Origin of the sequence: Streptomyces guryensis (genome assembly GCF_021261325.1) — a bacterium.
GTDB lineage: Bacteria > Actinomycetota > Actinomycetes > Streptomycetales > Streptomycetaceae > Streptomyces > Streptomyces guryensis.
The window spans coordinates 76,715-102,541 of sequence record NZ_JAJSBI010000004.1; the positions used below are offsets into that span (position 1 = coordinate 76,715).

Sequence of the window (25,827 nt, forward strand, 5' to 3'; positions counted from 1 at the left end):
GCCCGACCATATAGCACGCGCATTCGATTTACGGCACGGCTTCACCACCTTCACCCAAAGGTGTGGCGCAGCTAGGGTCATTACCATGATTGATCACGGTCATGACCTGGCGTCTGTACGTGACGCGACGGACCGGCTGCTCACCGCAGCCGCCGAACTGGACAACGCTTCGGTGGCCGAGCCGTCACGGCTGCCCGGCTGGACTCGCGGCCACGTCCTCGCCCACCTCGCCCGCAACGCGGACGCCCTCGTGAACGTCCTCGAAGGCCGTCCCATGTATCCGTCCGGGGAGGCCCGCGACGCCGACATCGAAAGGGACGCCCCGCGCCCCCTCGACGTCCAGCTCGCCGACCTGCGCGACAGCGCGGCCCGCTTCCAGCGGACGGGAGCGGTGCCGGCGGACTGGTCGCGCACGGTGGAGCTGCGCAACGGGGTCACCGACTCGGCGTCCGGGGTGCCGTTCCGCCGCTGGGCCGAGGTGGAGCTGCACCACGTGGACCTCGGTATCGGGTACGAGCTGGAGGATCTGCCGACGGAGTTCTCCGAGCGGGAGATCGACTTCCTCGCCACGCGCTTCTCCGGGCACTCCGATGTTCCCCCCACGCGACTGACGGTGGGTACACGCGCGTGGCGGACGGGCCAGGAGACGACGGAGCCGGAGGTCACCGTCTCGGGCCCGGCGCCCGAGCTGCTCGGCTGGCTCTCCGGGCGACGCGACGGCTCCGGCCTGACCGTGCGGGGCGGCTCACTCCCGGCGCTTCCCCCGTTGTGACCGCGCGGCCCATGGCCAGGAGCCCGGCTGCGCTCCCCCGCTATAGGCTGACGGCCATGACGTACAGCGGACAGGTGACGGTCGGCGGCCCGGCGGACGTGCACGAGCTGAAGGACCTGATGATCACCAAGATCGCGGTCGGCCCGATGGACAACAACGCCTATCTGCTGCGCTGCCGGGCCACCGATGAGCAGTTGCTGATCGACGCGGCCAACGACGCGGACACACTGCTCGGCATGATCGGTGACGACGGCATCGCCTCGGTCGTCACCACACACCAGCACGGCGACCACTGGCAGGCGCTCGCCCGGGTCGTCGCGGCCACGGGCGCCCGCACGTATGCGGGCCGTGAGGACGCCGTCGGCATCCCGGTGCCGACCGATGTCCTCGTCGACGACGGCGACACCGTCCGGGTGGGGCACGTGGAGCTCACCGCGCGCCATCTGGTCGGGCACACGCCGGGGTCGATCGCCCTCGTCTACGACGACCCGCACGGGCACCCCCATGTCTTCACGGGGGACTGCCTCTTCCCGGGGGGTGTCGGCAACACCCGTAAGGACCCGAAGGCGTTCGCCAGTCTGATCCACGACGTCGAGACGAAGATCTTCGACGCGCTGCCGGACGAGACCTGGGTCTACCCGGGCCACGGCGACGACACCACCCTGGGCGCGGAGCGGCCGCATCTCGCGGAGTGGCACGCGCGCGGGTGGTGAGAAGGCCGAACGGCGTACAGGGGCGGTCAGGTTCCACGACCTGACCGCCCCTGTACGCCTCGGCCCGCTTGCCGCCTCGAGAGGGCGGGCCCGTGACCCATGGGAGTCATGCCCTACAGCGCGCAGCGCGGCGAATGCGTCACATCCCGGCGGCGCACACGATATGGCGCGCAGGGCCGCGCTCCGTATCCTCGGCGCTCGCTCCGGCGTGAACTCCCCCTACGCCCGCGCCGACTTGACGCACGCGCCCCGTGTGAACCATTCACACGAGCCGAAGTCCCGCGCGCGCTCCCCGCGCACCTGGTTGCGCAGTCAACTGGAAGCAGCCCCGCACAGGATGACGGCTCCTGCGCGGTATGGGCCGCCGGTCTTTCGATCCCCGCCCTCGACCGGCGGCCCCGGCGTTCTCTCAGATAGTGTTCACAAGGCCGCAACACGCGTTCCCACTATGCGGACAATTCCCGTCGTGACCTCGACAAACGGGACGCATGACTGCCACTCTCCCGCCATGCACCTCGCCCCTCGCGCACTGCGCCGCGCCGTCGCCGCGGCAACCATAGGCCTGCTCGCCACCGCTGTCGGCTGCGCTCCGCAGCCGGAGGACAAGGCGGCGGCCACGCCGTCCGGTTCGGCCTCGAAGACCTGCGCCAAGGGCAATCTGGCGACCCGGACGTCGGGCAAGCTGACGATCGCCACTGACGAGCCCGCGTACGAGCCGTGGTTCAAGGACGACAAGCCCGCCAACGGCAAGGGCTTCGAGTCGGCCGTCGCCTATGCGGTGGCGCAGCAACTCGGCTACGACAAGAGCGCCGTCGTCTGGCAGCAGGTGCCCTTCAACAAAGCCTTCGCGCCCGGTGTGAAGACCTTCGACTTCGACATCAACCAGGTGTCCATCAGCAACGAGCGCAAGAAGGCCGTGGACTTCTCCTCCGGCTACTACGACGTGCGCCAGGCCGTCATCGCGCTGAAGGGCTCGAAGGCCGCGAAGGCGACGAGCATCGCGGACCTGAAGGGCCTCAAGCTGGGCGCCCAGGTCGGCACCACCAGCCTCGACTACATCAGCGACGTGGTGAAGCCGAAGCAGGAAGCCGCGGTCTACGCCAAGAATGACCAGGCCAAGTCCGCACTGAAGAACGGCCAGGTCGACGCCATCGTGACCGACCTGCCGACCGCCTTCTACATCACCGCGGCCGAGGTGACCGACGCCAAGATCGTCGGGCAGTTCGAGAACCAGGGCGGTACGCCGGAGCAGTTCGGGCTCGTGCTCGACAAGGGCAGCGCGCTCACCTCGTGCGTGACCGGCGCCGTCGACGCCCTGCGCAAGGACGGCACGCTGGCGAAGCTCGAGAAGCAGTGGCTCTCGGACGCCGTCGACGCCCCGGTGCTCAAGTGACCGTCGCCAAGGAGGAGTCCGGCCGGGAGGACGCGGACAACAAGGGCGACATGTCCGGCGGGGGTGATGGATACGTCCCCTCCCAGCGGCGCATCGATCGTGAGGCCTTCAAGCGCGCGCGTACCCGCCGCGCGACGGCGATCGCCGCGCTGTCGACCCTCGTCACGGGCGTGGTCCTCTACCTGGTCGTCGTCAACGCACCCGGGTGGCCGCGCACCAAGGAGACGTTCTTCAACGGGCAGTACGCGCGCGAGGCGTTCCCCAAGGTCCTCGAAGGGCTCTGGCTCAACGTCCGGCTGCTGCTGATCTGCGGCGTGGCGGTGCTGGTCCTCGGCATGCTGATCGCCATCGCGCGCACTTTGCGCGGTCCGGTGTTCTTCCCGCTGAGGGCGCTGGCGGCCGCGTACACCGACTTCTTCCGCGGGCTGCCGCTGATCATCAACCTGATGATCGTGGTCCTCGGTGTTCCCGCGCTGCGGCTGCAGGGCGTGACCGTCGACCCGGTGCTCCTCGGCGGTACGGCGCTCACGCTGACGTATTCGGCGTACGTGGCCGAGGTGTTCCGTGCCGGCATCGAGTCCGTGCACCCCTCGCAGCGCGCCGCGGCCCGCTCGCTGGGCCTCACCAACCGGCAGGCCCTGCGGCACGTCGTCCTGCCGCAGGCCGTGCGCCGACAGGTGCCGCCCCTGCTGAACGACCTGGTGTCGCTGCAGAAGGACACCGGGCTCGTGTCGATCGGCGGCGCGATCGACGCCGTACGGGCCGCGGACATCATCGTGGGACGCAGCCTCAACTACACGCCGTACATCGTCGCGGGCCTGGTCTTCGTGGCGCTGACCATCCCGATGACCCGCTTCACGGACTGGGTGACGGCACGGATGGACCGCCGGCGAGCCCAGGGAGGATCGATATGAGCGACGCGCCCGTGCTGCGCATGGAGTCCGTGCGCAAGACCTTCGGCGACTCGGTCGTCCTGCGGGATGTCGACCTGGAGGTCGCGCCGCACACGGTGACGGCGCTGATCGGCGCCTCCGGCTCGGGCAAGTCGACGCTGCTGCGGTGCGCGAACCTCCTGGAGGAGATCGACGACGGGGCGATCTGGCTGGACGGCGAGGAGATCACCGATCCACGTGCCGATCAGGACGCGGTACGCCGCCGTATCGGCGTGGTCTTCCAGGCGTACAACCTGTTCCCGCACATGACGGTCCTGGACAACATCACGCTCGCCCCGCGGCGGGTGCACGGCGCCTCCCGCGCGGAGGCCGAGGAGCGTGCCCGGGAGCTGCTGGAGCGGCTCGGACTCGGCGGCAAGGCGGGCGAGTACCCGGACCGGCTGAGCGGGGGTCAGCAGCAGCGGGTGGCGATCGTGCGCGCCCTGGCCGTACGGCCGCGGCTGCTGCTGTTCGACGAGATCACCGCCGCCCTCGACCCCGAACTCGTCGGCGAGGTCCTCGCTGTTGTGCGGGGCCTGAAGGACGACGGCATGACCATGGTGCTGGCCACGCACGAGATGGGCTTCGCCCGGGACGTAGCCGACCAGGTTTGTTTTCTGGACTCGGGGGTGGTCCTGGAGCGCGGAACCGCCGAACAGCTCTTCGGCGACCCGCAGCAGGAGCGCACACAACGGTTCCTGCGGCGGATCGTGGAGGCGGGGCGGCTGTAAGAGCCGCCCCGCCTGGTGATCGGGGCTTACGCGTCGGCCTGAGCAGCCCCCACCAGCGCCGCGACGCGCTCCACACCGAAGACGTACCCCTGTACTCCGCATCCGGCGATGACGCCGTCGGCGCGGAGGGAGACGTACGAGTGGTGCCGGAACGACTCGCGCCGGTGGATGTTGGAGACGTGCACCTCCAACACGGGCAGTCCGTCGCAGGTGTTGAGCGCGTCCAGAATCGCGACTGACGTGTGGGAGTAGGCCCCGGGGTTGATGACGATCCCGCAGTGGTTCAGCCGTGCCTCGTGGATCCAGTCGACCAACTCGCCCTCGTGGTTGGACTGCCGGAAGTCCACCGTGCCGCCGCGCCCTGCCGCCGCCTTGGCGCACAGGGCCTCGACGTCGGCGAGGGTGTCCTTGCCGTAGATCTCCGGCTGGCGCTGGCCGAGCAGGTTCAGGTTGGGCCCGTTGAGGATCATGATCGGGGCGTTGGCCAGGGTGCGGGGCACGGTTCCTCCGGTCCGGTGGGTTGCGGCGATCCGTCGAGGACCGCTGTTCGAACCGGTTTATCACGGTGCATGCGCGACGGGGCGGCCCGCACTCTCCGACGGGCCGCCCGGCGCATCGCCGTCACGTACCGGTGAGGCCGGGTCACGCCTGTGCGCCCCCGTAACCCGCTGTCACCGTGGGTAGTTGACGCGGCATGCACGACGTACGCACCGTAATGAAACCCTCCATGCTGCGGCTCGCGGCCGCCTCGCTTGCCGGGACGGCCATCGAGTTCTACGACTTCTTCGTGTACGGGACCGCCGCGGCGCTGGTCCTGGGACCGCTGTTCTTCCCGGCGTTCTCACCGGTGGCGGGGACGCTCGCCGCTTTCGTCACGTTCGGCGTGGGGTTCGTGGCGCGGCCGCTGGGCTCGGTGCTGTTCGGGCACATCGGGGACCGGCGCGGACGCCGGCCGGTCCTGGTCGGTTCGCTCCTGCTGACCGGCGCATCCACCGTCGCGGTCGGCTGTGTGCCGACGTACGGGTCGATCGGTGCGGCCGCCCCCGCGCTGCTCCTGGTGCTGCGCTTTCTGCAGGGGCTGGGGCTCGGCGGGGAGTGGGGCGGGGCCGTGCTGCTCACCGCCGAGCACGCGCCCGCCGAACGGCGTGCGCTGTGGTCGAGCTTCCCGCAGGTCGGGCCAGCCCTGGGGTTCCTGCTCGCCAATGGTGTGGTGCTGGCGCTGTCGGCGACACTGTCCGAGGCGCAGTTCGCCCAGTGGGGATGGCGGGTGCCGTTCTGGGCGGCAGGGGTGCTGGCCGCGGCGGGTCTGTGGCTGCGGTCGTCGCTCACCGAGAGTCCCAGCTTCCTCGAAATCGACGACCACGCGCGCGTGCCGCTCGCGGAGGTCGTACGCGAGCACTGGCGGCTCGTCCTGCTGACGGCCGGGGCGCTCTCCGTCGGCTACGCGATCTTCTACGCGGTGACGACCTGGTCCCTCGCGTATGCGACGGAACGGCTCGGAGTCAGCCGTACCGTCATGTTGACCTGCATCATGGCCGCGGTGGTGGTGAAGGGCGCGCTCACGCCGCTGGCCGCGCTGCTCGGGGACCGTTACGGGCGGCGGCCGATGTGTCTGGCCGGGTGTGCTGCCGCCGCTCTGTGGATGTTTCCGACGGTCTGCCTCCTCGCCACCGGGGAGCCGCTGCTGATGTTCGCCGGCTTCCTGGGGGCGCTGCTCGCGTTCGTCACGATGTTCGGGGTGATCGCCGCTTATCTGCCCGAGCTGTACGAGCCGCGGGTGCGCTGCACGGGAGCGGCCGTCGGTTACAACCTCGGTGGGGTGCTCGGGGGCGCGCTCACGCCGATCGCGGCGACCGCGCTGGCCGGGCACGAGGGCGGGGTGCCGTGGGGCGTGGGCGCGTATCTCACGGGCATCGCGTTGCTGAGCCTGGGGTGCTTCGCGCTGCTGCCGGAGACGCGGCCGGTGCCGGTGGTCGTTGCGGAACCGGTCATGGATTGATCGCGAGTTCCAAGTACGCGGCGAACAGCACCAGATGGACCCCGCCCTGCAGCGGCGTGGCCCGGCCCGGCACCACCGTCAGCGAGCTCACCACCACGGTCAGGGCGAGCAGCACCATGTGCGTCGAGCCGAGGCCGAGGACGAGCGGGCCGGAGAGCCAGACGGATGCCAGGGCGACCGCGGGGATGGTCAGGCCGATGCTGGCCATTGCAGAACCGAGGGCAAGGTTGAGGCTGGTCTGTACCCGGTCGCGGCGGGCGGAGCGCAGGGCCGCGATGGTCTCGGGGAGCAGCACCAGCAGCGCGATGATCACGCCGACGACTGCGTGGTGCAGTCCGGCGGCCTCCACTCCGGACTCGATCGTGGGCGACACGCCCTTGGCCAGCCCGACCACGCCGATCAGCGCGAGACCGAGCAGGCCCAGGCTGATCCACGCGGTGCGGACGGTCGGGGTGTCCGCGTGGTCGTCCGCGGTGATCACCCCGCCCTGGCGGCTGATGGGCAGGAAGTAGTCGCGGTGCCGCACGGTCTGGGTCGCGACGAAGAGGCCGTAGAGGATCAGCGAGGAGATCGCGGCGAAGGTGAGCTGTACGCCCGAGAACTCCGGGCCGGGCTTGCTGGTGGTGAACGTCGGCAGCACCAGGCTGAGCGTGGCCAGGGTGGCGACGGTGGCGAGCGCGGCGCCGGTGCCTTCGGGGTTGAAGACCGCCGTGCCGTGGCGCATGGAGGCGACGAGCAGACAGACGCCGACGATGCCGTTGCAGGTGATCATCACCGCGGCGAAGACCGTGTCCCTGGCCAGGGTCGAGCTCTTGCCGCCGCCGTCAGCCATCAGGGTGACGATCAGGGCGACCTCGATGACCGTGACGGCGACGGCGAGCACGAGCGAGCCGAACGGTTCGCCGACCCGGTGGGCGACCACCTCGGCGTGGTGCACGGCAGCGAGGACGGCGCCCGCGAGGACGAGCGTGACCACAGCGACGACCGCGGCGGGCAGATCGCGCCCCCAGGTGAAGGCCAGCAGGACGATCGCCAGCACCGGCACGAGGGACGTCCACTGTGTTGTGAGCGACCTGAGCCGAGCGATCATGCAGCGATCGTTGCAGAGGCATACCTGCCCCGCACTGCGGCGGTGCGGGGCCCCTTCGGGGGGTGTGCGGTCTATTTGAGCTCGCTCATCTCCAGCAGGTCGCAGTTGGTGAACGTGCGCTCGCCGATGCTCAGTGCGCTCATCTGCTCCGCCATCCTGGTCGTCTCCGGGTCGTTGCTGTTCCGCATCGCGTCCTCGTACGACTCGAATTCGATCAGCGCCAGATAGCGGTTGGGATTGTCCCGGTCCTTCAGGAGCATGCTGTGCGTTGGACCGCCCGCCCGGTCCGCGGTGCGCTGCCTCGCCTCCTGGACCAGTTGCTCCATCTCCTCCAGACGCTCGGTCTGGAAGTCGACGATCTGTACGAACTTCACGGGAACCTCCACCCGGCCATGGCGCTCCCGGGCCGGGAGACGCGCTCAGGAAACAAGCAAGCACCGGGAGCGGTGGTCGGCAATTCGCCGCGCGCCGCTCCCGGTGGTGGTTGTTTCTACGTCCGTCGCAGTCAGGCCTGGATGCTGTCCTTCGCAGCGCCTTCGCTCTGCGCCTGCGCCGCCTCGGCCGCCGCCTGCTTCTTTGTCGCCCTCAGGCTGGTGAGGGTGGTGACGATCAGGACCGAGCAGATCACGCCGAGGGAGACCGGGATGGAGATCTCCGGGACGTGGACGCCGGACTCGTGCAGCGCGTGCAGCACCAGCTTGACGCCGATGAAGCCGAGGATGATCGACAGGCCGTAGCTGAGGTGGACCAGCTTCTTCAGCAGGCCACCGATCAGGAAGTACAGCTGCCTGAGGCCCATCAGCGCGAAGGCGTTGGCGGTGAAGACGATGTACGGGTCCTGGGTCAGGCCGAAGATCGCGGGGATCGAGTCGAGCGCGAACAGGACGTCGGTGGTGCCGATCGCGAGCATCACGACCAGCATCGGCGTCATGACCCGCTTGCCGTTCTGCTCGATCCACAGTTTGGTGCCGTGGTAGCGGTCGGCGACACCGAAGCGGCGCTCGGCGGCCTTGAGCAGCTTGTTCTCCTCGAACTCCTCGTCCTCCTCGTCGGCCCGGGCCTCCTGGATGAGCTTCCAGGCGGTCCAGATGAGGAAGGCGCCGAAGAGGTAGAAGACCCAGGCGAAGCTGGCGAGGATCGCGGCACCGGCGGCGATGAAGATCGCCCGCAGGACCAGGGCTATGAGGACGCCGACGAGCAGCACCCGCTGCTGGTACTGCGAGGGCACCGCGAACTTCGCCATGATCAGGACGAAGACGAAGAGGTTGTCGACACTCAGGGACTTCTCGGTGATGAAGCCCGCGAAGAACTCGCCGCCGGCCTGGCCGCCGCCGAAGATGAGCAGGCCGAGGCCGAAGAGCCCGGCGAGGGCGATCCAGACGACCGTCCAGATCCCGGCTTCCTTGATCGAGACGTCGTGCGGCTTGCGGCCGATGAAGAAGTCGACCGCGATCAGGGCGGCAAGGCCCACGATGGTCAGGACCCACAGGGTCGGGGAAACATCCACTGCGCCTCCGGCAATACGTAACGGCAGATGACCAGCGTCGTCGCGCTGCCGGAGGTCTCTTCCACCCAGGGTGGGCCGACGCCCCGGGATCAGTCCTGATCCGTATTGACGGGTACGCCGCAGTCGACAGGGAGTACTCCCCTCCGTGAGGACTACAGTACCCAATCACCAAGGAAAGGTAAAGCAAATAGCAAAAGAAAGGTCAAGATGGCTGGTCAGGATGGCTTTACCGGTACTTGGCGCGGGCCGCTGCCACCTGGGTGAGCACCTGCTGGAGCACCTGGCTGCCGGCCGGAACGAGCGCCGGCTCATAGGTCCAGGCATGGCCGACCCACGGGTCGGCGAGGTGGTCGTCGGGAAGCGGGGTGAGGCGCAGCAGCGAACGCCACAGAGGGTCCAGCAAAGGCCCGTAGCCGGCGGCCTCCTCGCGGTCCGCGACCATCATCAGGTGGACTCCCACGGCCGGGCCCTCGTCCGCGAGGTAGCGCAGCTGGGTCACGGCCCGGTCGTCGAAGCCGTGCGGGAAGTCGTTGACGATCAGGAGCTGCTCGCCGGGGTCCAGGCCGGGCGGGAGCGAGTCGGCCGCACCGCCGCGCACTGCCATCTGCACCAGGTCGACGCGCTGGGTGAGTCGGGTCAGGACGTCCGCCACGCCCGCCGCGCCCAGTGCGGGCGGGGCCGCGAGCACCCCGCTGTCCGCCAGCGGTGCGAGCGCCTGCGCCGCGGAGCCGGCCGGGTCGACGACATGCACGGTGAAGTCGCCCGCCGGATAGACCGCGAGCAGCCGTGCCGCGAGCGCCACCGCGGTGTCCATCGCGATGCGCCCCAGCTCAAGGGCGTCCGCGACCGAGTCGTCGAGCGATGCGGGACGTCCGCTGTCGATCCACAGGCCGCGTTCGAGCGGCAGGCGGACCAGCATCGGGATACGCAGCAGCTCGCTCTCGGGCAGCGAGAGGTCACCCAGGCGCAGGGCCATGGGGATCTCCATCGGCACCCGGTAGCCGTGCCAGACGGGGTTGTCCCAGCGCGCGTACGCGGGCGGCAGCGCGGGCTCGACGACCTCGGACTCGGCGGTGAGCTGGGCGAGGTCCCGGTCGAGCGCCGCCCTGGCCTGGTCGACGAGCTGCGCGTGCTTGGCGCGGGCCGCCTCGCGCGCGGCGTCGCCCTGTCCGCCGATTCTGCTGCGTGGGTCGGACAGAGCCTGGTCGATCTCCTTCTCCATGCGCGAGTCGGCGAAGTCGACGGCGCTGCGGTACGCGGCCGCGGTGCGGGCCAGGTCCTCGAACATGCCCCAGACCTGGTTGTACAAGCGCTCGTCCATGGACCAGCCGGTCGCGTCGCCGGCCACCGGCGGCGCGGGCTGTCCCGGCGGGGCCGGGGGCACGGTGGGCGGAGGTGGTGGCGGAGCGGCGGCCTGCCGACCCGGGTGGCTGTAGTTGACGGGGTCGCCGGCGGTGGGCGAGGACGGCTGCGTGACCGCGGAGGGATCCGTGGGGCATCCGGGCTGTGTGGCCTGTGGTCCATACCGCGATGTGGGCTGCCGGGGTACGGGGCCGGGGGCGCCCTGGGGTGCTGCGGGGCCGCCCTGGTCGGGGCCGTGCGCCGGTGCGGCGGACTGGCGTGTGCGGTCCCCGTCCGCGGTGCGGGGCGGGGGCGCCGGCACCGAGCGGGCCAGGCCCTGGGCCACCGCCTCGTTGATGGTGCCCGCGAGGCGGTGGGCCTCGGCCAGACCCTGGTCGGCGAAGAGCTCGGCGAGGCCACCCGCATACCCCTGGCCGACGGCACGCACCTTCCAGGCGCCCTGCCGGCGGTAGAGCTCCAGGGCGACGACGGCGCACTCGGCGTCCAGGCCGGTGATCCGGTAGCTGGCGACCTCGGTGCCGTCGAGGCCGGTGACCGCCACGAAGGGGGCGGCGACGGTGCCGAAGCGGGCGGGGCCTCCCCCGCCACCCGTGGGCAGGGCGAGCAGCACACTGACCCGGTGCACGGCCTCCGGCATGGCGTCCAGGTCCACCGCGAGACGGTGGTCGGCGGCCGCCTGCTTGGAGACCTCGAGCCCGGGCAGGGTGGGCGCACCGGGATGGGCCACCCATTCGACGCCGCGGGCCCTGCCGTTCTCGTCGCTCAGTGTGGCCGAGGCCACGATCGGTGTGCCGGACGCAACCCGGATCTCGAGACGGGACTGGGAGAGCGGATGGTTCTGCCCCCGCACCAGCTCGGCCGTCATCGCCCTCGTCCCCCTGCGTCGCTGTGTCGCTGTCGTGTCGTGTCGGGTGGGCCGGGGCCCGCCTTCGGGACGGGCCCCGGCCCGGTCGCCCTGGTCGCCCTACAGGTGCGGCAGGATCGACGGCATCAGGTCCTGGAAGGTGCGGCCGTTGGCCGGGGTGCCGAGGGCCGTCATCGTCCAGCCCGGGCCCGAGCGATGCACCTTCGCCATGATCTGGGCCGTGTAGGCGCCGCCGCCCGCCAGCGTGTAGCGGGCGAGCTCCTGGCCGTTGGTCTCGTCGACCAGGCGGCAGAACGCGTTCTGCACCTCCTGGAACGTCTGGCCCGTGAAGGAGTTCACCGTGAAGACGATCTGGTCGATGTGGACCGGGATGCGCGCCAGGTCGACGAGGATCGCCTCGTCGTCGCCGCCCTGGCCGACACCGCCGACGAGGTTGTCACCTGTGTGGCGCACGGAGCCGTCGTCGCTCACCAGATGACGGAAGAAGACGACGTCGACCGGCTGCTTGTCGGCGAAAAGGACGGCGGAGGCGTCCAGGTCGATCTCCCGGGTGCGCGAGCCGAACAGGCCGCGCCGGGGAGCCGCCTGCCAGCCGAGACCCATGCGGACCGCGGTCAGGCTGCCTCCGTCGTTCTTCTGCAGACTGATGGCCTGACCCTTGGTCATGTTGACGGTCACGCGCTGATCCCCTCTCGAACTGTCCCCTGTTGCCGCAAAGTCCGCGGTTGACAAAACCCTACGCAGGGCCGCCGAGACTGCCGCACCCCGACCCGTACTTTGTGTCGGTCTTGCAACACAGAGCGCAGGTGCCGAGGTCCGGCGGTGGCCGCGGGGGGTCAGGCCAGGCCTGCCTCCCTCATCTGGCGCAGTTCCTTCTTCATCTCGGAGACCTCGTCGCGCAGCCGGGCCGCGATCTCGAACTGGAGGTCGGCGGCGGCGGCGCGCATACGCGCCGTCATCTCCTCGATCTGGTCGGCGAGTTCGGCGGCGGGACGGTCGGTCGGAACCGTCTCCTTGGCCTTGCCCTTGGCGGACTTGGCACCGCCGGCGGCCTTGGAGCCGAGGGCGGGCACGGGTGCCTTGGCGCCCTTGCCCTCCTTCAGTTTTCGGTAGCCCGAGCCGAGAAGCTGCTCCGTGTCGACGTCCTCGCGGGCGATCTGCGCGACGATGTCGTTGATCTTCTTGCGGAGCGGCTGGGGGTCGATGCCGTTCGCCGTGTTGTACGCGACCTGCTTCTCCCGGCGGCGGTTGGTCTCCTCGATGGCCTTCTCCATCGCCGGGGTGATCTTGTCGGCGTACATGTGGACCTGGCCGGAGACATTGCGCGCGGCGCGGCCGATCGTCTGGATCAGCGAGGTACCGGAGCGCAGGAAGCCCTCCTTGTCGGCGTCCAGGATGGCCACCAGGGACACCTCGGGCAGGTCGAGGCCCTCACGGAGGAGGTTGATGCCCACCAGAACGTCGAACTCGCCGGAGCGCAGTTCACGCAGCAGCTCGATGCGGCGCAGGGTGTCGACATCGCTGTGCAGATAGCGGACCTGGATGCCGAGCTCCAGGAAGTAGTCCGTGAGGTCCTCGGCCATCTTCTTGGTGAGGGTGGTGACCAGGACGCGCTCGTCCTTCTCGGTACGCGTGCGGATCTCGTGCACCAGGTCGTCGATCTGGCTCTCGGTGGGCTTGACCACGACCTCCGGGTCGATCAGTCCGGTGGGGCGGATGATCTGTTCCACGGCGCCGTCCGCGCGCGAGAGCTCGTACTTGCCCGGGGTCGCCGAGAGATAGACCGTCTGCCCGATGCGCTCCTGGAACTCCTCCCACTTCAGGGGCCGGTTGTCGAGGGCGGAGGGCAGACGGAAGCCGTGGTCGACGAGGGTGCGCTTGCGGGAGGCGTCGCCCTCGTACATCGCGCCGATCTGCGGGACGGTGACGTGGGACTCGTCGATGACGAGGAGGAAGTCGTCCGGGAAGTAGTCGAGCAGGGTGTTGGGCGGGGAGCCGGGCGAACGGCCGTCGAAATGCATCGAGTAGTTCTCGACGCCGGAGCAGGAGCCGATCTGGCGGAGCATTTCGAGGTCGTACGTCGTCCGCATCCTGAGGCGCTGGGCCTCTAGGAGCTTGCCCTGTTTCTCCAGCTCGGCCAGGCGCTCGCCGAGCTCCTTCTCGATGTCGTTGGCGGCCCGCTCCAGGCGCTCCGGTCCCGCCACGTAGTGGGTGGCCGGGAAGATGTACAGCTGCTGGTCGTCGCTGATGATCTCGCCGGTGAGCGGGTGCAGCGTGGACAGCGCCTCGACCTCGTCGCCGAACATCTCGATGCGGACGGCGAGTTCCTCGTAGACCGGGAAGATCTCGATGGTGTCGCCGCGGACGCGGAAGGTGCCCCGGGTGAAGGCCAGGTCGTTGCGCGTGTACTGGATGTCGACGAAACGGCGCAGCAGCTGGTCGCGGTCGATCTCGTCGCCGACCCTGAGGGGGACCATGCGGTCCACGTACTCCTGCGGCGTGCCGAGGCCGTAGATGCAGGAGACCGAGGCCACCACGATCACGTCACGGCGGGTGAGCAGCGAGTTCGTCGCGGAGTGGCGCAGGCGCTCGACCTCCTCGTTGATCGAGGAGTCCTTCTCGATGTAGGTGTCCGACTGCGGGACGTACGCCTCGGGCTGGTAGTAGTCGTAGTACGAGACGAAGTACTCGACGGCGTTGTTCGGCAGCAGCTCGCGGAACTCGTTCGCCAGCTGGGCGGCCAGGGTCTTGTTCGGCGCCATCACGAGGGTGGGGCGCTGAAGCTTCTCGATCATCCACGCGGTGGTGGCGGACTTGCCGGTGCCGGTCGCGCCGAGCAGGACGACATCCTTCTCGCCTGCCTCGACGCGCCGGGCGAGCTCGGCGATGGCCGTCGGCTGGTCGCCGCTGGGCTGGTAGGGGCTGACGACCTCGAAGGGCGCCACCGTGCGTTCGATGTTGGAAACGGGCCGCATGGAATCCACCGTACGACCCGGCACTGACAACGCGGGCCGGTCAGCGGTTCTGCGGGGTGCGGGAACTGCCTCGGCCCGGCTGCCGGACCGGGCGGAGCTGGGGGCGGTGGGCCGGGTGGTGGACGGCCGGGTGGGCCGGGACGCCCGGCTTGTTCTCGAAGGGGGTCAGGGCGGGCCTGCCCATGACCATCAGCGGGTCGAACATCACGACCACGGCGGCGAGCAGGAGGAAGGCGAGCGGGCCGACCAGCATGGGCCACAGCAGCTCGGCGGGCGAGTCTCCCGAGGCCGGGGCCGCCGTGCCGTGGAGGTGGACGGTGAGGGCCGCCATGCCCATGTAGTGCATGCCGCTGACGGCGAGTCCCATGACGAGGCTCGCGCCGACGCTCCACAGGAACCCTCTGACCTGTCCGGCCGCCCACAGGGCGGCGGTCGCGGCGCCCATCGCTATGACGACGGAGGCGGTGACGGTCAGTGTGTTGTATTCCAGCTTTCCGTTCAGCCGCATTCCGGCCATGCCCAGATAGTGCATCGAGGCGATTCCCAGGCCGGTGATCGTGCCCCCGGTGAACAGGGCCGTTCCCTTCGCGCCCTTGTAGCCGACGATGAAGATCCCGATGCCCACCATGACGATGGCGACGCCGAGGCTGGCGAACGTGATCGGCTTGTCGTAGTGGATCGGCGCCTGCCTGACCGTGAACCCCATCATCGCGACGAAGTGCATGGTCCATATGCCGGAGCCGATGGCCGCCGACCCGAGGGCCAGCCAGCCGGGCCGCCAGGAGTGGGCGACGAGCATGGATCTGGTCGTGCAGCGCAGCCCCAGGGCGCCACCGAGGGAGGCCATGAGATAGGCCACCAGCGGTGTGACGAGTCCGTAGCTGAATCCGTCGACCGTGCCTTGCATGCGCGGCTGCCCTTCCCGCCCTCTTGCGTCCCGGAATTCCCTGAAATACGCCCCCTCCCAGGACCGCCCGAGCGGTCAGGGTTGAGGCAGAGAGTATGACCCCCACCAGAATGGTCGAACGATTTTCCGGCAAAGAAACACGTCCTTGCCTCAGTTGTGCGGCCCCAGTGAGCGGACTTGGGCGACTCCATTCAATGTGTGGTCGTTCTGTACCCCACCGTCGTTGACTCTCTGCTGTCACAGTTGAGCTGTCCGTGTTCACACGACGCGAGGAGTACGCATGCACGCGCGCGCAGTCGCCGCCATCACCACCGCGCTCCTGGGGACCGCCGGCCTCCTGCTGCCCGGCTCCGCCGCGCGGGCCGGCGACGGCGACGAACGGCCCCTGGTCATCGGCCACCGCGGGGCCTCCGCCTACGCGCCGGAGAACACGCTGGCCTCCATCGACAAGGCGGCCCGCCTGGGCATCCCCTGGGTGGAGAACGACGTGCAGCGCACCAAGGACGGCGAACTCGTCGTCATCCACGACGACAGCCTGCAGCGCACGACCGACGTCGAGGAGGTCTTCCCCTGCCGGACGTCCTGGGAGGTGAAGGACTACACCGCCGCCGAGATCGCGCGCCTCGACGCGGGAAGCTGGTTCGGCCGCCAGTACGCGGGCGCGCGCGTGCCGACGCTGGATGCGTACATGCGCCGTGTCGAGCACAACCACCAGAAGCTGCTGCTGGAGATCAAGAATCCCGAGCTGTACCCGGGCATCGAACAGCAGACCCTGAAGGTGCTCGGCAACGACGGCTGGCTCGACCCGCAGCACCTCACCGACCGGCTGGTCGTGCAGAGCTTCAGCGCGGACAGCCTGCGGATCGTCCACGACCTGAAGCCCGCGGTCAGGACGAGCTTCCTCGGTAGGCCGCGCGTCTCGGCACTGCCCGCCTATGCGCGCTTCACCGACGGGATCAATCCCTCGTTCGGCTCGATCTCGACGGGTTACGTCGCCGCCGTACACGCCCTCACCGGCCCGCATGGTAAGCCGCTCAACGTCTTCACATGGACCGTCAACGACGCGGACACCGCCCGGCAGGTCACCCGGTACGGCGTGGACGGCATCATCACCAACGAGCCCGACGTGGTCCGGGCCGCGCTGCAGGCACCCTGAGTCCGGTCCTCCGGGGTTGTCAGTGGCGGGCCATACGGTGGGCGCATGGACAGCGATGGGCAGTACGAACAGCAGGTCGTGTGGGCGGTGGTCGGTACCGGGATCGGCCCGCTGCTGCTCGCCGCGACCCGCGAGGGCCTGGTCAACGTCGTGTTCCACGCCACGGACGCGGTGCGTGACAAGGCGCTGGAGCGGCTGGCGTCACGGCTGGGCCGCGAGCCTGTCGAGGCACCCGGCTCGCCCCTGCTGGCCGAGGCGATACGGCAGGTCGAGGCCTACTTCGCGGGTGAGCGGCGCGACTTCGAACTGCCGCTGGACTGGTCGCTGATCTCGGGCTTCAACCGGCAGGTGCTGCGCGAGCTGGCCTCCGGGGTGCCGTACGGCGAGGTCGTGGGCTACGGCGACCTGGCCGGGCGGGTGGGGCAGCCGGGCGCGGCCCAGGCGGTGGGGGTGGCGATGGGGTCCAATCCGCTGCCGGTCGTCGTGCCCTGTCACCGGGTCGTGGAGAGCGACGGGGGCATCGGCGGGTTCGGGGGCGGACTGGAGACCAAGCGCAGGCTGCTGGCGCTGGAGGGGGTGCTCCCCGAGCCGCTGTTCTGAGCAACGGGCTCTGAGCGACGGGCTCTGGGCGCGCGCGAAGGGTGGTCGGGAGGCGGAGGCGGAGGCGGAGGCGGAGGCGGTAGCAGACTCCGCCATGCACACAGCCACTGGCATCCGAAGGCTCGGGGCCGAAGGGACCGCGATCAGGGGCTAGTCGTAGTGCCGGGCCTCGAAGACGTTTCCGTCCGGATCTCGGAAGTAGAAGCTGCGCGTGGCCTTTCCGCGGGCGCCGTAGGAGTCGTGGGAGAACTCGGAGACGGGGACGGCGCGTTCCTCGAGGCGGCTGTGCAGAGCGTCGAAGTCGTCGCCGGGCAGGGCCAGGCAGACGTGGTTGACGGGGTGGCCCGCACTGTCGGCCGCGCCGGGGAGCATCCTCATCCGCTCCGCCATGGAGTGGGGCATGAGGTCGAGGATGGTCTCGTCGTTGAGCCGTACCGAGGGGAACGACACCTTCCCCGCGGAGAACTCGGTGATCCTGAGGGGGCGCAGCCCGACCGCCTTCTCATAGAAGTCTGCCGCGGCGATCGGGTCGTGCACCCACAGGACGACATGGTCGAGACGTGTCGTGTCCTTCATGTTCTTCAGGCTGATACCGCCTTCCCCAGGCCGCAAGGGTGTGACCGGAAGCTCCTGCCCGCGGGGCTACGCCTTGCTCCCCCACGTCGAGATCATCGGGGCCGTGGCCAAGTCCATCCCGCCGGCCTCGACGTTCGCCAGGTGGCGGTCGATGTCCTCGTTGGTGGCGAGGTTCGCGGTGACGAGGGTGTCGCGGATCTGGCGGATGGTGGCCGACTCCAGGGCGGCGCAGGCCGGGGAGGTGAGGGGGAAGTACGCATCGGCCTCGACGCTGCGCAGGCCGGCCTCGCGGAGCAGGCGTGGCAGGCGACGGCCGTAGGAGAGGTCGGCGCCGCGGTCGGCGAGCAGCCTGCGGAAGCCGTGCCGCAGACGGTTGGCGAGTCGTTCCTCGGGGCCGTGCTCGTCGGGGCAGACCAGAGGCTGCAGGGCGGGGTCGGCGTCCTCGATCAGGAGCCGCCCGCCGGGGCGGAGGGCCTTGATCATCGACCGCAACGCCCGTTCGCGGTCCGGCACATGGACGAGGACCAGCCTGGCGTGCACCAGGTCGAAACCCTCGCCCGGCGGTTCCTCGGCGCCCACGTCATGAATGCGCGCCTCCACCGGCGGGCGGGCCACGGACGCGAGCAGCGACGTGTCGATGTCGGTGGCGAGGACCTGTCCGGTCGGGCCGACCTTGTCGGCCAGCCAGGACACCACCGAGGTGCCGCCCGCGCCGACCTCCCAGCAGCGCCAGCCGGAGTCGACGCCGAGCCCTTCGAGGTGCCGGAAGGTGGTGGGGTCGAAGAGGGTGGCGAAGGCGTCGAAGCGCTCTCCCGCCTCGGCCTGCCGGTTGTCGAGGAGATAGCCGTCGGATCGCTTCATGACGCGATCATCCCAGTTGCCCTGCGTGTCGGAAGCACTCGACGAGTCACCTACGACGAGCTGGGCAGACGTTCCGTGGGCAACCCGTTCGTCCACAGGCGGGAACCAAACGGAATGCCCTGCTCCCACAGGCTCACCCGCCCCTTACACAGACCTGGCACACTGGCGCGCCAAGGCACAGACAGGCGGCTCACCACGGGGGCGAACCGCGAACCGCGCATCGAGCCCGGAGATCCACGCAAGGAGATCCAGAATGTCCATGGCAGGGAATCTGCGGAAGGTCACCCACCTCAGCAGGGTCGGCGGCCTGCGCAGGGTGGCACGGCTGACCAGGCGGCGGCCACGCGTCGACCTGAGTCACCCCGCCCGGTCCCCGCTGGGCTCCTCGGTCGTGAACTGCGTGACGTACCGGGACGGCGTGCGGGTGCCGGGAGGCAGTGACCTGGTCGACGCCGTGGAGCGGGTGCGAAAGAAGGGTGACGGGTTTGTGTGGCTGGGGCTGCACGAGCCGACGGACCAGGAGTTCGCGGGCATCGCCGAACTCTTCGACCTGCACCCGCTGGCGGTCGAGGACGCGGTCGAGGCCCATCAGCGCCCGAAGCTGGAGCGGTACGGCGAGACGCTGTTCGCGGTGTTCAAGACGGTCTGCTACGTCGAGCACGAGGAGCTGACCGCGACCAGCGAGGTGGTGAACACGGGCGAGATCATGGTGTTCGTCGGCGAGGACTTCGTGATCACGGTCCGGCACGGGATGCATGGTTCGCTGGGTCCCCTGCGCGAGGGGCTGGAGGCCGACCCGCAGCAGCTCGCGAAGGGGCCGGCCGCGGTGCTGCACGCGATCGCGGACCACGTGGTCGACGACTATCTGCTCGTCACCGACTCGGTGCAGGCGGACATCGACCAGGTGGAGATGGACGTGTTCGCGGAGAACGGCGCGCGGGCCGACCCCGGCCGGATCTACCAGCTCAAGCGTGAGCTCCTTGAGCTGAAGCGGGCCGTGGTCCCCCTCGGCCGCCCCGTCGAGGACCTGGCGACCCGGCCCATCCGGGTGGTCGACCCCGAGATACAGGCCTACTTCAGGGACGTCCTCGACCATCTCATGCGGGCGAAAGAGCAGATCGCCTCCTTCGACGAACTGCTCAACTCGATCCTGCAGGCGCACCTCGCGCAGGTCACGGTCGCGCAGAACGAAGACATGCGGAAGATCACGGCCTGGGCCGCGGTGATCGCCGTACCGACGATGGTCTGCGGTGTGTACGGCATGAACTTCGACAACATGCCGGAGCTGCACTGGAGGTTCGGGTACCCCCTGGTCATAGGCGTGATGTCGGCGGCGTGCCTGGTGCTGTACCGCGGTTTCCGGCGCAGCGGCTGGCTGTGAGGCGCTCCGTCGGACGGGTCAGCGCGTCGTGCCCCGCGCGTACACGCTGTGGGCGAAGTCGGCGATCTGCTCCTCCGTCAGGTGCTGAGCCAGGTCGGCCTCGCTGATCATGCCGACCAGCCGCTTGTTCTCGATGACGGGGAGGCGGCGGATCTGGTGGTCCTGCATCTCCCGGAGCACGTCACCGACGTCGGCGTTCGCGTCGATCCAGCGCGGGGTGCCGTGGGCCATCTCGCCGGCGGTGACCCTGGCCGGGTCGTGGCCCATGGCCACGCAGCCGATGACGATGTCGCGGTCGGTGAGGATGCCGCAGAGCCGCTCGTTCTCGTCACTGATGGGCAGGGCTCCGACGTTCAGTTCGCGCATCAGCTGGGCCGCGCGGTCCAGTGTCTCGTGGGCGGGGATCCACTGGGCGCCACGGTGCATGATGTCTCCGGCGGTGGTCATGGAGTACCTCCCGGTGCCGGACGGCCGGCGCGGCGCGGGGACGCACCGCTAGTCCCGGCGCCCTATATTGTCGCCGCGCGCCCCGGCCCCTGCACCCTGAACTCCGCGGTAACGGGCGGCCGGGGAGAGCCACCTCAGAAACCTGCCGAGCCTCAGGCCGAGAAACCCACGACCCGCCGAGGGACGATGCGGATGATCACGCGAACCTCGTCGTCCTTCTCCCCGGGCGGGTCGATGCCGAGGTATTTGTGCGAGAGCTCGTACGGGAGCCGCTTGCGCTCGTCGGGGAGGATCTCGGCGGTGCCGCGGATCTCGACCGAGGTGTAGGGGTCGGCGAGGTCGAAGACCGAGAGGCTGATGCGGGGGTCACGGCGGAGGTTGCGCACCTTCTGGCGTCCGTCGGTGGAGGAGAAGAGCACGGTGTCGCCCTCGCGCTTGATCCAGACCACCGAGTTCTGCGGAGCGCCATCGGGACCGAGGGTGGCGACGCTGGCGAAGTTCTTGCCGTCGAGGAGGGTGCGTACGGAGTCGGCGAACGAGACGGGATCACTGGAGGAGGGCGTCATGGGACCAGAGTAACTACATGCGCGTGCATGTAAAGCGTTTTCCTGACTCTCCGATGATTCACCCTGTCCATGCCGGATGGCGCGGGTCGTCGGCCCGTACCAGGACGTCGGCCGTGCCCGCCGGGTCGGTCTCGTCCGCGTAGCGCTCGAAGGCGGGGAGTGTCCAGTGGTCGGCCTCGGGGGTACGGCGACGGAGGGCGCCGGGCGAGAGGAGGACGTGGACGGTCAGGTCGAAGGGGAACCAGTGGCGCATCAGGAAGGGGCCGTGCATCAACAGGAGACCACCGGGCGGGAGTTGGGCGTAGGGACTGCGGGTGGCGCGATCGGCGACCGGATCCCACAGGTCGGGCAGGACGCGTCCGTCGCCGCCGGGTTCGAGGGGACCGAACACCTCGCGCCACAGGGCGCCGGTGTCCAGCCAGCCGTCGTAATAGGCGTCGACGTCCTGGTGGCCGTATTCAAGGCGGACGGAGGCCGGCCGCAGGAAGCCCTCCGTGCCGACGGTCAGCGACGGGCGGCCGCGTACGCGCAGGCACTCGGCGACGCGCTCGGCGAGGTCCCCCGGGCGGGCCGCCGGGGCTCCGTCGATAGCGATGCGGGGCCAGGGGCTGCCGTCGGCCGGCTCGAGGTCGAGCAGACGCTCGGCCAGGAGGTCGCCGAGCCGGTCCCAGGTGATCGCTTCGAGTCGCACATGGCCCATGATGCGTCAGCCGTCGGCCGGGACGCGCCTCGCACCGGCAGCAGGGCGGCGCCGAGGACAGGCCGAGGGCGATGGCGCAGTGGGCGGGATTTCACGGTAGTCCGGGGTGTCGTCGGGGGGAAGGAATCACCTATGGCACGTCTTGCAACTCCTCCGCCCCGCGCCGGGCTTGTCGTCTTCCAGCCGCTCAAGAGAAGGCACTGCGGGGAGTGCCATGCGGGGCCGTTGCCGCTGCTCGTGCTTGAGGAAGGGGCGCCGCGATGCCTCGACTGCGCCGACCTCGGGCATCTGGTGTTCCTGCCGCGCGGCGACGCGGCGCTGACACGGCGGTCGCGGGAGGAGAGTGCGCTGTCGGCGGTGGTGGTGCGCTTCAACCGGCGCAAATCGCGGTACGAGCGGCAGGGCGTCCTGGTCGAGGAGGCGGGGCTCGCCCGGGCCGAGCAGCGGTGCCTGGCGGACGCGGAGGCACGACGGCGGCGCCGGGTGCGGGACGCCCGGCGGCGGATCGCGGAGGATCTGCGGTTCACGGCGGCGTTCGCGGCGGAGATACGACGCCTGTTTCCCGCGTGTCCGGCGGAGCGGGCCCGGGCGATCGCGGCGCATGCGTCGGTGCGGGGCAGCGGGCGGGTGGGCCGCAGCGCCGCGGGGCGGGCACTGTCCGAGGGGGCGGTGGTCTCGGCGGTCGCGGCCTCCGTACGGCATACGGACACGCCGTACGACCAGCTGCTGATGAGCGGAGTACCGCGGCACGAGGCGCGGCGGCGTATCGGGCCGGCGGTGGAGACCGTGCTGCGGGGATGGCGATCGGAGGAGGCCAGGGTCGGATGACCGGGGCGAGGGACTGCGGGCGCGGGCGGAATCGTCGGCGAAAGGCCGAGGGCCGCTGACGGAGGACGGGGTCAGTCCACGGGAGGCGCGGGCCGCCCACGTCGATGGAGCGGTCGCTGACGAAAAACCGGGGCCAGGCGGCGAGAGGACGAGATCGTTGAAAGACCGTGGTCGCTCAGCGCGTGGCCTGGATCAGGTGCCGAAGGGCAGGGACCGTTGGCGCAGAGGTGGGCCTGTTGGGAAGGGCCGGGATTGGTTGGCGAACGGCCTGGATCAGGTGCCGAAGGGCAGGGACCGTTGACGCAGGGCGGGGGTCTGTTGGCGAACGACCGGTACAGGTTGGCGAAGGGCCGCGGCCCATTGACGAAAGGCTGGGGCTCCTCGGCAACAGGGGCGGAACCGCTGGTGAAAGACCCGAGCCCCGCAGCAGGAGGCACGGAACCGCCGGCCAAGGACCCGACCCCTTCAGCAGGATGCGCGGACCCTCTGCCGGAGAACCCGGCCCCCTCAGCGAGAGGTACGCAGCCGCCGGCGACAGGGCCGGGCCCGTTGCCGAGGGGCGATCGCCCGCCAGACTGCCGGTCGGCACCGCACTCACAACCGGCGGTCGCCTGGTCACGGCCGGACGCTCGCATATGTGGCCGCGTTCTTCGGCCATGGTCACTGTGCTCGTACGGGAATTCACTTGTGGTGACGGGAGGTGCCGGGGAAGATCTCGGCCTGACGCGGGAGTTGACGACATGATCGATGGACCGTATTTCTGGCTGACGGTGTTGGGGGTGCTCGGGACCGGTCTGGTGGCCGGGGTCTTCTGCGGCTTCTCGACGTTCGTGATGAGGGGGCTCGCCGCGCTGCCGCCCGCCCAGGGCGTGGCCGCGATGAACGCGATCAACGTGACCGCGGTGATGCCGGCGTTCATGCTCGTGTTCTTGGGTTCGGCGGTGCTGTGCGCGGTGCTCGCCGTGGTGACGTTCGTGCTGTGGCCGGACGACGGGCGGGTGGAGATGCTGCTGGGCAGCGCGCTGTATCTGTTCGGCTCGTTCGGGGTGACCATGGTCGCGAACGTGCCGCGCAACGAAGCGCTGGCCAAGCTGGACCCGGGCACCCCGGAAGCGGCCGCGTACTGGCCGTCGTACATACGCGAGTGGACGTTCTGGAATCACGTGCGGATGGTCGCCTCGGCCGGCTCGGCGGTGGCGTATGTGCTCGCGCTTACCTGAGCGGGCCGGGAGAGCCGAGAGGGCCGAGTGGGCTGAGAGGGTGCCGAGCGATTCCCGGCGGGCACTGGCAGAACCCTGAGAACCGCGAGGCAGAAAGCGCTGTCCCTCCCCTCTGCGCACAGGGCCCGGGAGTCGTATCGTGGCCGAAAGAGTGCCGCCCGATGACGCACGGCTCGTCGTACCCGTAGGCAAGGAAGACGGCCATGGCCGATCCCAAGGGTTTCATGACCACGCCTCGCCAGGACTGGCCCCGCCGCCCGGTCGCGGAACGGGTCCAGGACTGGGACGAGGTCTATGTCCCCGGGGCGCTGCTGCCCATCATCAACAAGCAGGCCGACCGGTGCATGGACTGCGGCATACCGTTCTGCCACGACGCCTGCCCCCTGGGGAATCTGATACCCGAGTGGAACGACCTGGTCAGCCGGGACGACTGGCGGCAGGCGGCCGACCGGCTGCACGCCACGAACAACTTCCCCGAGTTCACCGGGCGGTTGTGCCCCGCGCCGTGCGAGGCGGGATGCGTGCTCGCCATCAACCAGCCCGCGGTCACCATCAAGAACGTCGAGGCCGCCATCGCGGACCGGGCCTGGGAGCTGGGGTTCGCGCCACCGCGGCCGCCGGACCGGTTGTCCGGGCGGACCGTCGCGGTGATCGGGTCGGGGCCGACAGGACTGGCCGCGGCCCAGCAGCTGACGCGGGCCGGGCACACGGTCGCCGTGTACGAGAAGGACGACCGGCTCGGCGGGCTGATGCGGTACGGCATCCCCGAGTTCAAGATGGAGAAGCACCATCTGGACCGGCGGCTGGAGCAGATGCAGGCAGAGGGGACCAAGTTCCGTACGTCGACGGCGGTCGGGCGGGACGTCGGGGCGGCGGAGCTGCGGGCGCGGTACGACGCCGTGGTGATCGCGACGGGGGCGACCGCGTGGCGTGAACTGTCCGTACCAGGGCGGGAGTTGGCCGGGATACAGCAGGCGATGGAGTATCTGCCGCTGTCCAACCGGGTACGGGAAGGGGACCTGGAAAGCTCCCCCATGTCCGCCGCGGGGAAGCACGTCGTCATCGTCGGCGGCGGAGACACTGGGGCGGACTGTCTGGGGACCGCGGTGCGTGAAGGGGCAGCGTCCGTCACTCAGTTGGACATCTACGCCCAGCCCGGCGCCGATCGCGACGAGGACGCCGAGCCCTGGCCGACGTACCCGAAGGTCTACCGGCTGTCGGCCGCCCACGAGGAGGCCCGGGATCTGGAGACGGCGCCGGCGGCGGACGCCGACGCGCGGCTGTTCGCGGCGTCCACGCTCCGCTTCACCGGCGACGAGAGCGGGCATGTGCGGTCGCTGCACCTGGTCGAGGTGGACGCCGGGCGGCGCCCGCGGCCGGGCACCGGGCGGACGCTCCCCGCCGACCTCGTGCTGCTCGCGCTCGGGTTCTCGGGCCCCGACCGGGAGGACGGGCTCGTCGACCAGCTGGGGCTGGCGATGGAACCTCGCGGAACGATCACCCGGGACGCCGGGTTCGCCACGAACGTGCCCGGCGTCTTCGCGGCCGGGGATGCCGCACGGGGGCAGTCGCTGATCGTGTGGGCGATCGCGGAGGGGCGGGCGGTGGCGGCGGCCGTCGAGCGTCGTCTGACGGGGAGTTCGCAGCTCCCGGCGCCCATCGGGCCGTTCGACCGCCCGATGACGGTGTAGAGACCGGCGGCCCGCCTAACGGCGCCGCTCGTCCGTGCCCGCCACCTTGCCCGTCGAGAGCGCCACCCGGTTCCAGGTGTTGATCGTGAGGATCAGGGCGAGTACATGGGCCAGTTCCTGCTCGTCGAACTGGGCTTCGGCCTGCGCGTAGGCCGCGTCCGGGACTCCCTCGTCGGCCACCAGCGTCACCGCCTCCGTGAGGGCGAGAGCGGCCTGTTCCCGCTCGGTGAAGAAGTGGCGGGCCTCGCGCCAGACGGCCACCATGTGCAGCCGGTCCTCGCTCTCGCCGGCCTTGCGGGCGTCGTTGGTGTGCATGTGCAGGCAGTACGCGCAGTGGTTGAGGTGCGAGGCGCGGATCTGGATCAGTTCGACGAGGGACGGGTCGAGGCCCTCACGGGCGGCGGCGTCGAAGCCGATGAGGGCGCGGAAGACCTTCGGGGCGGACTTCGCGAAGTCCAGGCGGTTCTTTTCGGCCACCGCTGCCGCCACCGGGATGCCCGTCGTGTTCGTCGTCGTGTTCGTCGTCATGTGCTTCAACCTATGCGGCAGAAAGAC

Annotated in this window: 26 protein-coding genes; 12 read left to right on the forward strand and 14 right to left on the reverse strand. The window is 70.0% G+C overall.

The window, feature by feature from the left end; genetic code table 11:
* Positions 1-85 precede the first annotated feature (85 nt).
* The 5 genes from LJ657_RS09840 to LJ657_RS09860 all read left to right on the forward strand — a co-directional run bounded on the left by LJ657_RS09840 (position 86) and on the right by LJ657_RS09860 (position 4,541).
* Positions 86-772, forward strand: a complete 687-nt coding sequence (locus tag LJ657_RS09840; RefSeq protein WP_232648042.1) for a maleylpyruvate isomerase family mycothiol-dependent enzyme — start codon at positions 86-88, stop codon at positions 770-772.
* A 56-nt stretch (positions 773-828) separates the two neighbouring features.
* On the forward strand, positions 829-1,485 hold the full coding sequence (locus LJ657_RS09845; protein ID WP_232648043.1) for an MBL fold metallo-hydrolase: 657 nt from the start codon (positions 829-831) through the stop codon (positions 1,483-1,485).
* Between the two features lie 508 nt (positions 1,486-1,993).
* Positions 1,994-2,878 (forward strand): ABC transporter substrate-binding protein, encoded by an 885-nt coding sequence (locus LJ657_RS09850; RefSeq protein ID WP_232648044.1) that lies wholly within the window; start codon positions 1,994-1,996, stop codon positions 2,876-2,878.
* A complete protein-coding gene (locus LJ657_RS09855) occupies positions 2,875-3,792 on the forward strand; it encodes an amino acid ABC transporter permease (protein ID WP_232648045.1) in 918 nt (305 codons plus the stop codon). Before LJ657_RS09850 ends, LJ657_RS09855 begins: the two co-directional genes overlap by 4 nt.
* On the forward strand, positions 3,789-4,541 hold the full coding sequence (locus LJ657_RS09860; protein WP_232648046.1) for an amino acid ABC transporter ATP-binding protein: 753 nt from the start codon (positions 3,789-3,791) through the stop codon (positions 4,539-4,541). Before LJ657_RS09855 ends, LJ657_RS09860 begins: the two co-directional genes overlap by 4 nt.
* Before the next feature lie 26 nt (positions 4,542-4,567).
* Here the strand turns inward: LJ657_RS09860 and aroQ are convergent, their stop codons facing one another.
* Positions 4,568-5,041, reverse strand: coding sequence for a type II 3-dehydroquinate dehydratase (aroQ, locus tag LJ657_RS09865; protein WP_232648047.1), 474 nt, complete (start codon positions 5,039-5,041; stop codon positions 4,568-4,570).
* Positions 5,042-5,235: 194 nt separating this feature from the next.
* On the opposite strand from aroQ, the gene LJ657_RS09870 reads away from it, so the two are divergent.
* Complete coding sequence (locus LJ657_RS09870; protein ID WP_232648048.1) at positions 5,236-6,540, forward strand: MFS transporter; 1,305 nt, start codon at positions 5,236-5,238, stop codon at positions 6,538-6,540.
* Here the strand turns inward: LJ657_RS09870 and LJ657_RS09875 are convergent.
* From LJ657_RS09875 to LJ657_RS48075, 7 genes are all read right to left on the reverse strand, one after another.
* Positions 6,530-7,630 carry a calcium:cation antiporter gene (locus LJ657_RS09875; RefSeq protein ID WP_232648049.1) on the reverse strand — a complete coding sequence of 367 codons (1,101 nt, stop codon included), beginning with the start codon at positions 7,628-7,630 and terminating at the stop codon, positions 6,530-6,532. The genes LJ657_RS09870 and LJ657_RS09875 overlap by 11 nt on opposite strands.
* A 71-nt stretch (positions 7,631-7,701) precedes the next feature.
* Positions 7,702-8,004 (reverse strand): hypothetical protein, encoded by a 303-nt coding sequence (locus LJ657_RS09880; protein WP_232648050.1) that lies wholly within the window; start codon positions 8,002-8,004, stop codon positions 7,702-7,704.
* Positions 8,005-8,135: 131 nt separating this feature from the next.
* Positions 8,136-9,137, reverse strand: a complete 1,002-nt coding sequence (locus tag LJ657_RS09885; protein WP_232648051.1) for a TerC/Alx family metal homeostasis membrane protein — start codon at positions 9,135-9,137, stop codon at positions 8,136-8,138.
* Positions 9,138-9,363: 226 nt separating this feature from the next.
* Positions 9,364-11,364 (reverse strand): TerD family protein, encoded by a 2,001-nt coding sequence (locus LJ657_RS09890; RefSeq protein WP_232648052.1) that lies wholly within the window; start codon positions 11,362-11,364, stop codon positions 9,364-9,366.
* A 99-nt stretch (positions 11,365-11,463) separates the two neighbouring features.
* On the reverse strand, positions 11,464-12,042 hold the full coding sequence (locus LJ657_RS09895; RefSeq protein WP_232648053.1) for a TerD family protein: 579 nt from the start codon (positions 12,040-12,042) through the stop codon (positions 11,464-11,466).
* 158 nt (positions 12,043-12,200) lie between these two features.
* On the reverse strand, positions 12,201-14,339 hold the full coding sequence (gene uvrB / locus LJ657_RS09900) for an excinuclease ABC subunit UvrB (protein WP_269786282.1): 2,139 nt from the start codon (positions 14,337-14,339) through the stop codon (positions 12,201-12,203).
* Positions 14,340-14,379: 40 nt separating this feature from the next.
* On the reverse strand, positions 14,380-15,246 hold the full coding sequence (locus LJ657_RS48075; RefSeq protein ID WP_269786283.1) for an MHYT domain-containing protein: 867 nt from the start codon (positions 15,244-15,246) through the stop codon (positions 14,380-14,382).
* Positions 15,247-15,526: 280 nt separating this feature from the next.
* Here LJ657_RS48075 and LJ657_RS09915 point away from each other — a divergent pair, with 280 nt between their 5' ends.
* Positions 15,527-16,402, forward strand: coding sequence for a glycerophosphodiester phosphodiesterase (locus LJ657_RS09915; protein WP_232648054.1), 876 nt, complete (start codon positions 15,527-15,529; stop codon positions 16,400-16,402).
* A 45-nt stretch (positions 16,403-16,447) separates the two neighbouring features.
* A complete protein-coding gene (locus tag LJ657_RS09920) occupies positions 16,448-17,002 on the forward strand; it encodes a methylated-DNA--[protein]-cysteine S-methyltransferase (protein WP_232648055.1) in 555 nt (184 codons plus the stop codon).
* A gap of 150 nt (positions 17,003-17,152) precedes the next feature.
* On the opposite strand, the gene LJ657_RS09925 is transcribed toward LJ657_RS09920, so the two are convergent.
* Together LJ657_RS09925 and LJ657_RS09930 are read right to left on the reverse strand one after the other, a co-directional pair.
* Complete coding sequence (locus LJ657_RS09925) at positions 17,153-17,578, reverse strand: VOC family protein (protein ID WP_232648056.1); 426 nt, start codon at positions 17,576-17,578, stop codon at positions 17,153-17,155.
* Between the two features lie 66 nt (positions 17,579-17,644).
* Positions 17,645-18,439 carry a methyltransferase gene (locus LJ657_RS09930; RefSeq protein WP_232648057.1) on the reverse strand — a complete coding sequence of 265 codons (795 nt, stop codon included), beginning with the start codon at positions 18,437-18,439 and terminating at the stop codon, positions 17,645-17,647.
* A 253-nt stretch (positions 18,440-18,692) separates the two neighbouring features.
* Here LJ657_RS09930 and LJ657_RS09935 point away from each other — a divergent pair, with 253 nt between their 5' ends.
* Positions 18,693-19,820 (forward strand): magnesium and cobalt transport protein CorA, encoded by a 1,128-nt coding sequence (locus LJ657_RS09935; protein WP_232648058.1) that lies wholly within the window; start codon positions 18,693-18,695, stop codon positions 19,818-19,820.
* A gap of 18 nt (positions 19,821-19,838) precedes the next feature.
* Here the strand turns inward: LJ657_RS09935 and LJ657_RS09940 are convergent, their stop codons facing one another.
* From LJ657_RS09940 to LJ657_RS09950, 3 genes are all read right to left on the reverse strand, one after another.
* Positions 19,839-20,267 (reverse strand): CBS domain-containing protein, encoded by a 429-nt coding sequence (locus LJ657_RS09940; RefSeq protein ID WP_232648059.1) that lies wholly within the window; start codon positions 20,265-20,267, stop codon positions 19,839-19,841.
* 152 nt (positions 20,268-20,419) lie between these two features.
* Positions 20,420-20,833 carry a PPOX class F420-dependent oxidoreductase gene (locus tag LJ657_RS09945; RefSeq protein WP_232648060.1) on the reverse strand — a complete coding sequence of 138 codons (414 nt, stop codon included), beginning with the start codon at positions 20,831-20,833 and terminating at the stop codon, positions 20,420-20,422.
* 58 nt (positions 20,834-20,891) lie between these two features.
* Entirely contained in the window at positions 20,892-21,533 is a 642-nt protein-coding gene (locus LJ657_RS09950) for a nucleoside/nucleotide kinase family protein (protein WP_232648061.1), read from the reverse strand.
* Between the two features lie 132 nt (positions 21,534-21,665).
* On the opposite strand from LJ657_RS09950, the gene LJ657_RS09955 reads away from it, so the two are divergent.
* The 3 genes from LJ657_RS09955 to LJ657_RS09965 all read left to right on the forward strand — a co-directional run bounded on the left by LJ657_RS09955 (position 21,666) and on the right by LJ657_RS09965 (position 25,272).
* The gene (locus LJ657_RS09955; RefSeq protein ID WP_232648062.1) at positions 21,666-22,361 is read left to right on the forward strand and encodes a DUF2293 domain-containing protein; all 696 of its coding nucleotides are present in this window, start codon (positions 21,666-21,668) and stop codon (positions 22,359-22,361) included.
* A 740-nt stretch (positions 22,362-23,101) separates the two neighbouring features.
* On the forward strand, positions 23,102-23,581 hold the full coding sequence (locus LJ657_RS09960) for an anthrone oxygenase family protein (protein WP_232648063.1): 480 nt from the start codon (positions 23,102-23,104) through the stop codon (positions 23,579-23,581).
* A gap of 203 nt (positions 23,582-23,784) precedes the next feature.
* Positions 23,785-25,272, forward strand: a complete 1,488-nt coding sequence (locus tag LJ657_RS09965; protein WP_232648064.1) for a glutamate synthase subunit beta — start codon at positions 23,785-23,787, stop codon at positions 25,270-25,272.
* Positions 25,273-25,287: 15 nt separating this feature from the next.
* Here the strand turns inward: LJ657_RS09965 and LJ657_RS09970 are convergent, their stop codons facing one another.
* Positions 25,288-25,800, reverse strand: a complete 513-nt coding sequence (locus tag LJ657_RS09970) for a carboxymuconolactone decarboxylase family protein (protein WP_232648065.1) — start codon at positions 25,798-25,800, stop codon at positions 25,288-25,290.
* Positions 25,801-25,827 lie beyond the last annotated feature (27 nt).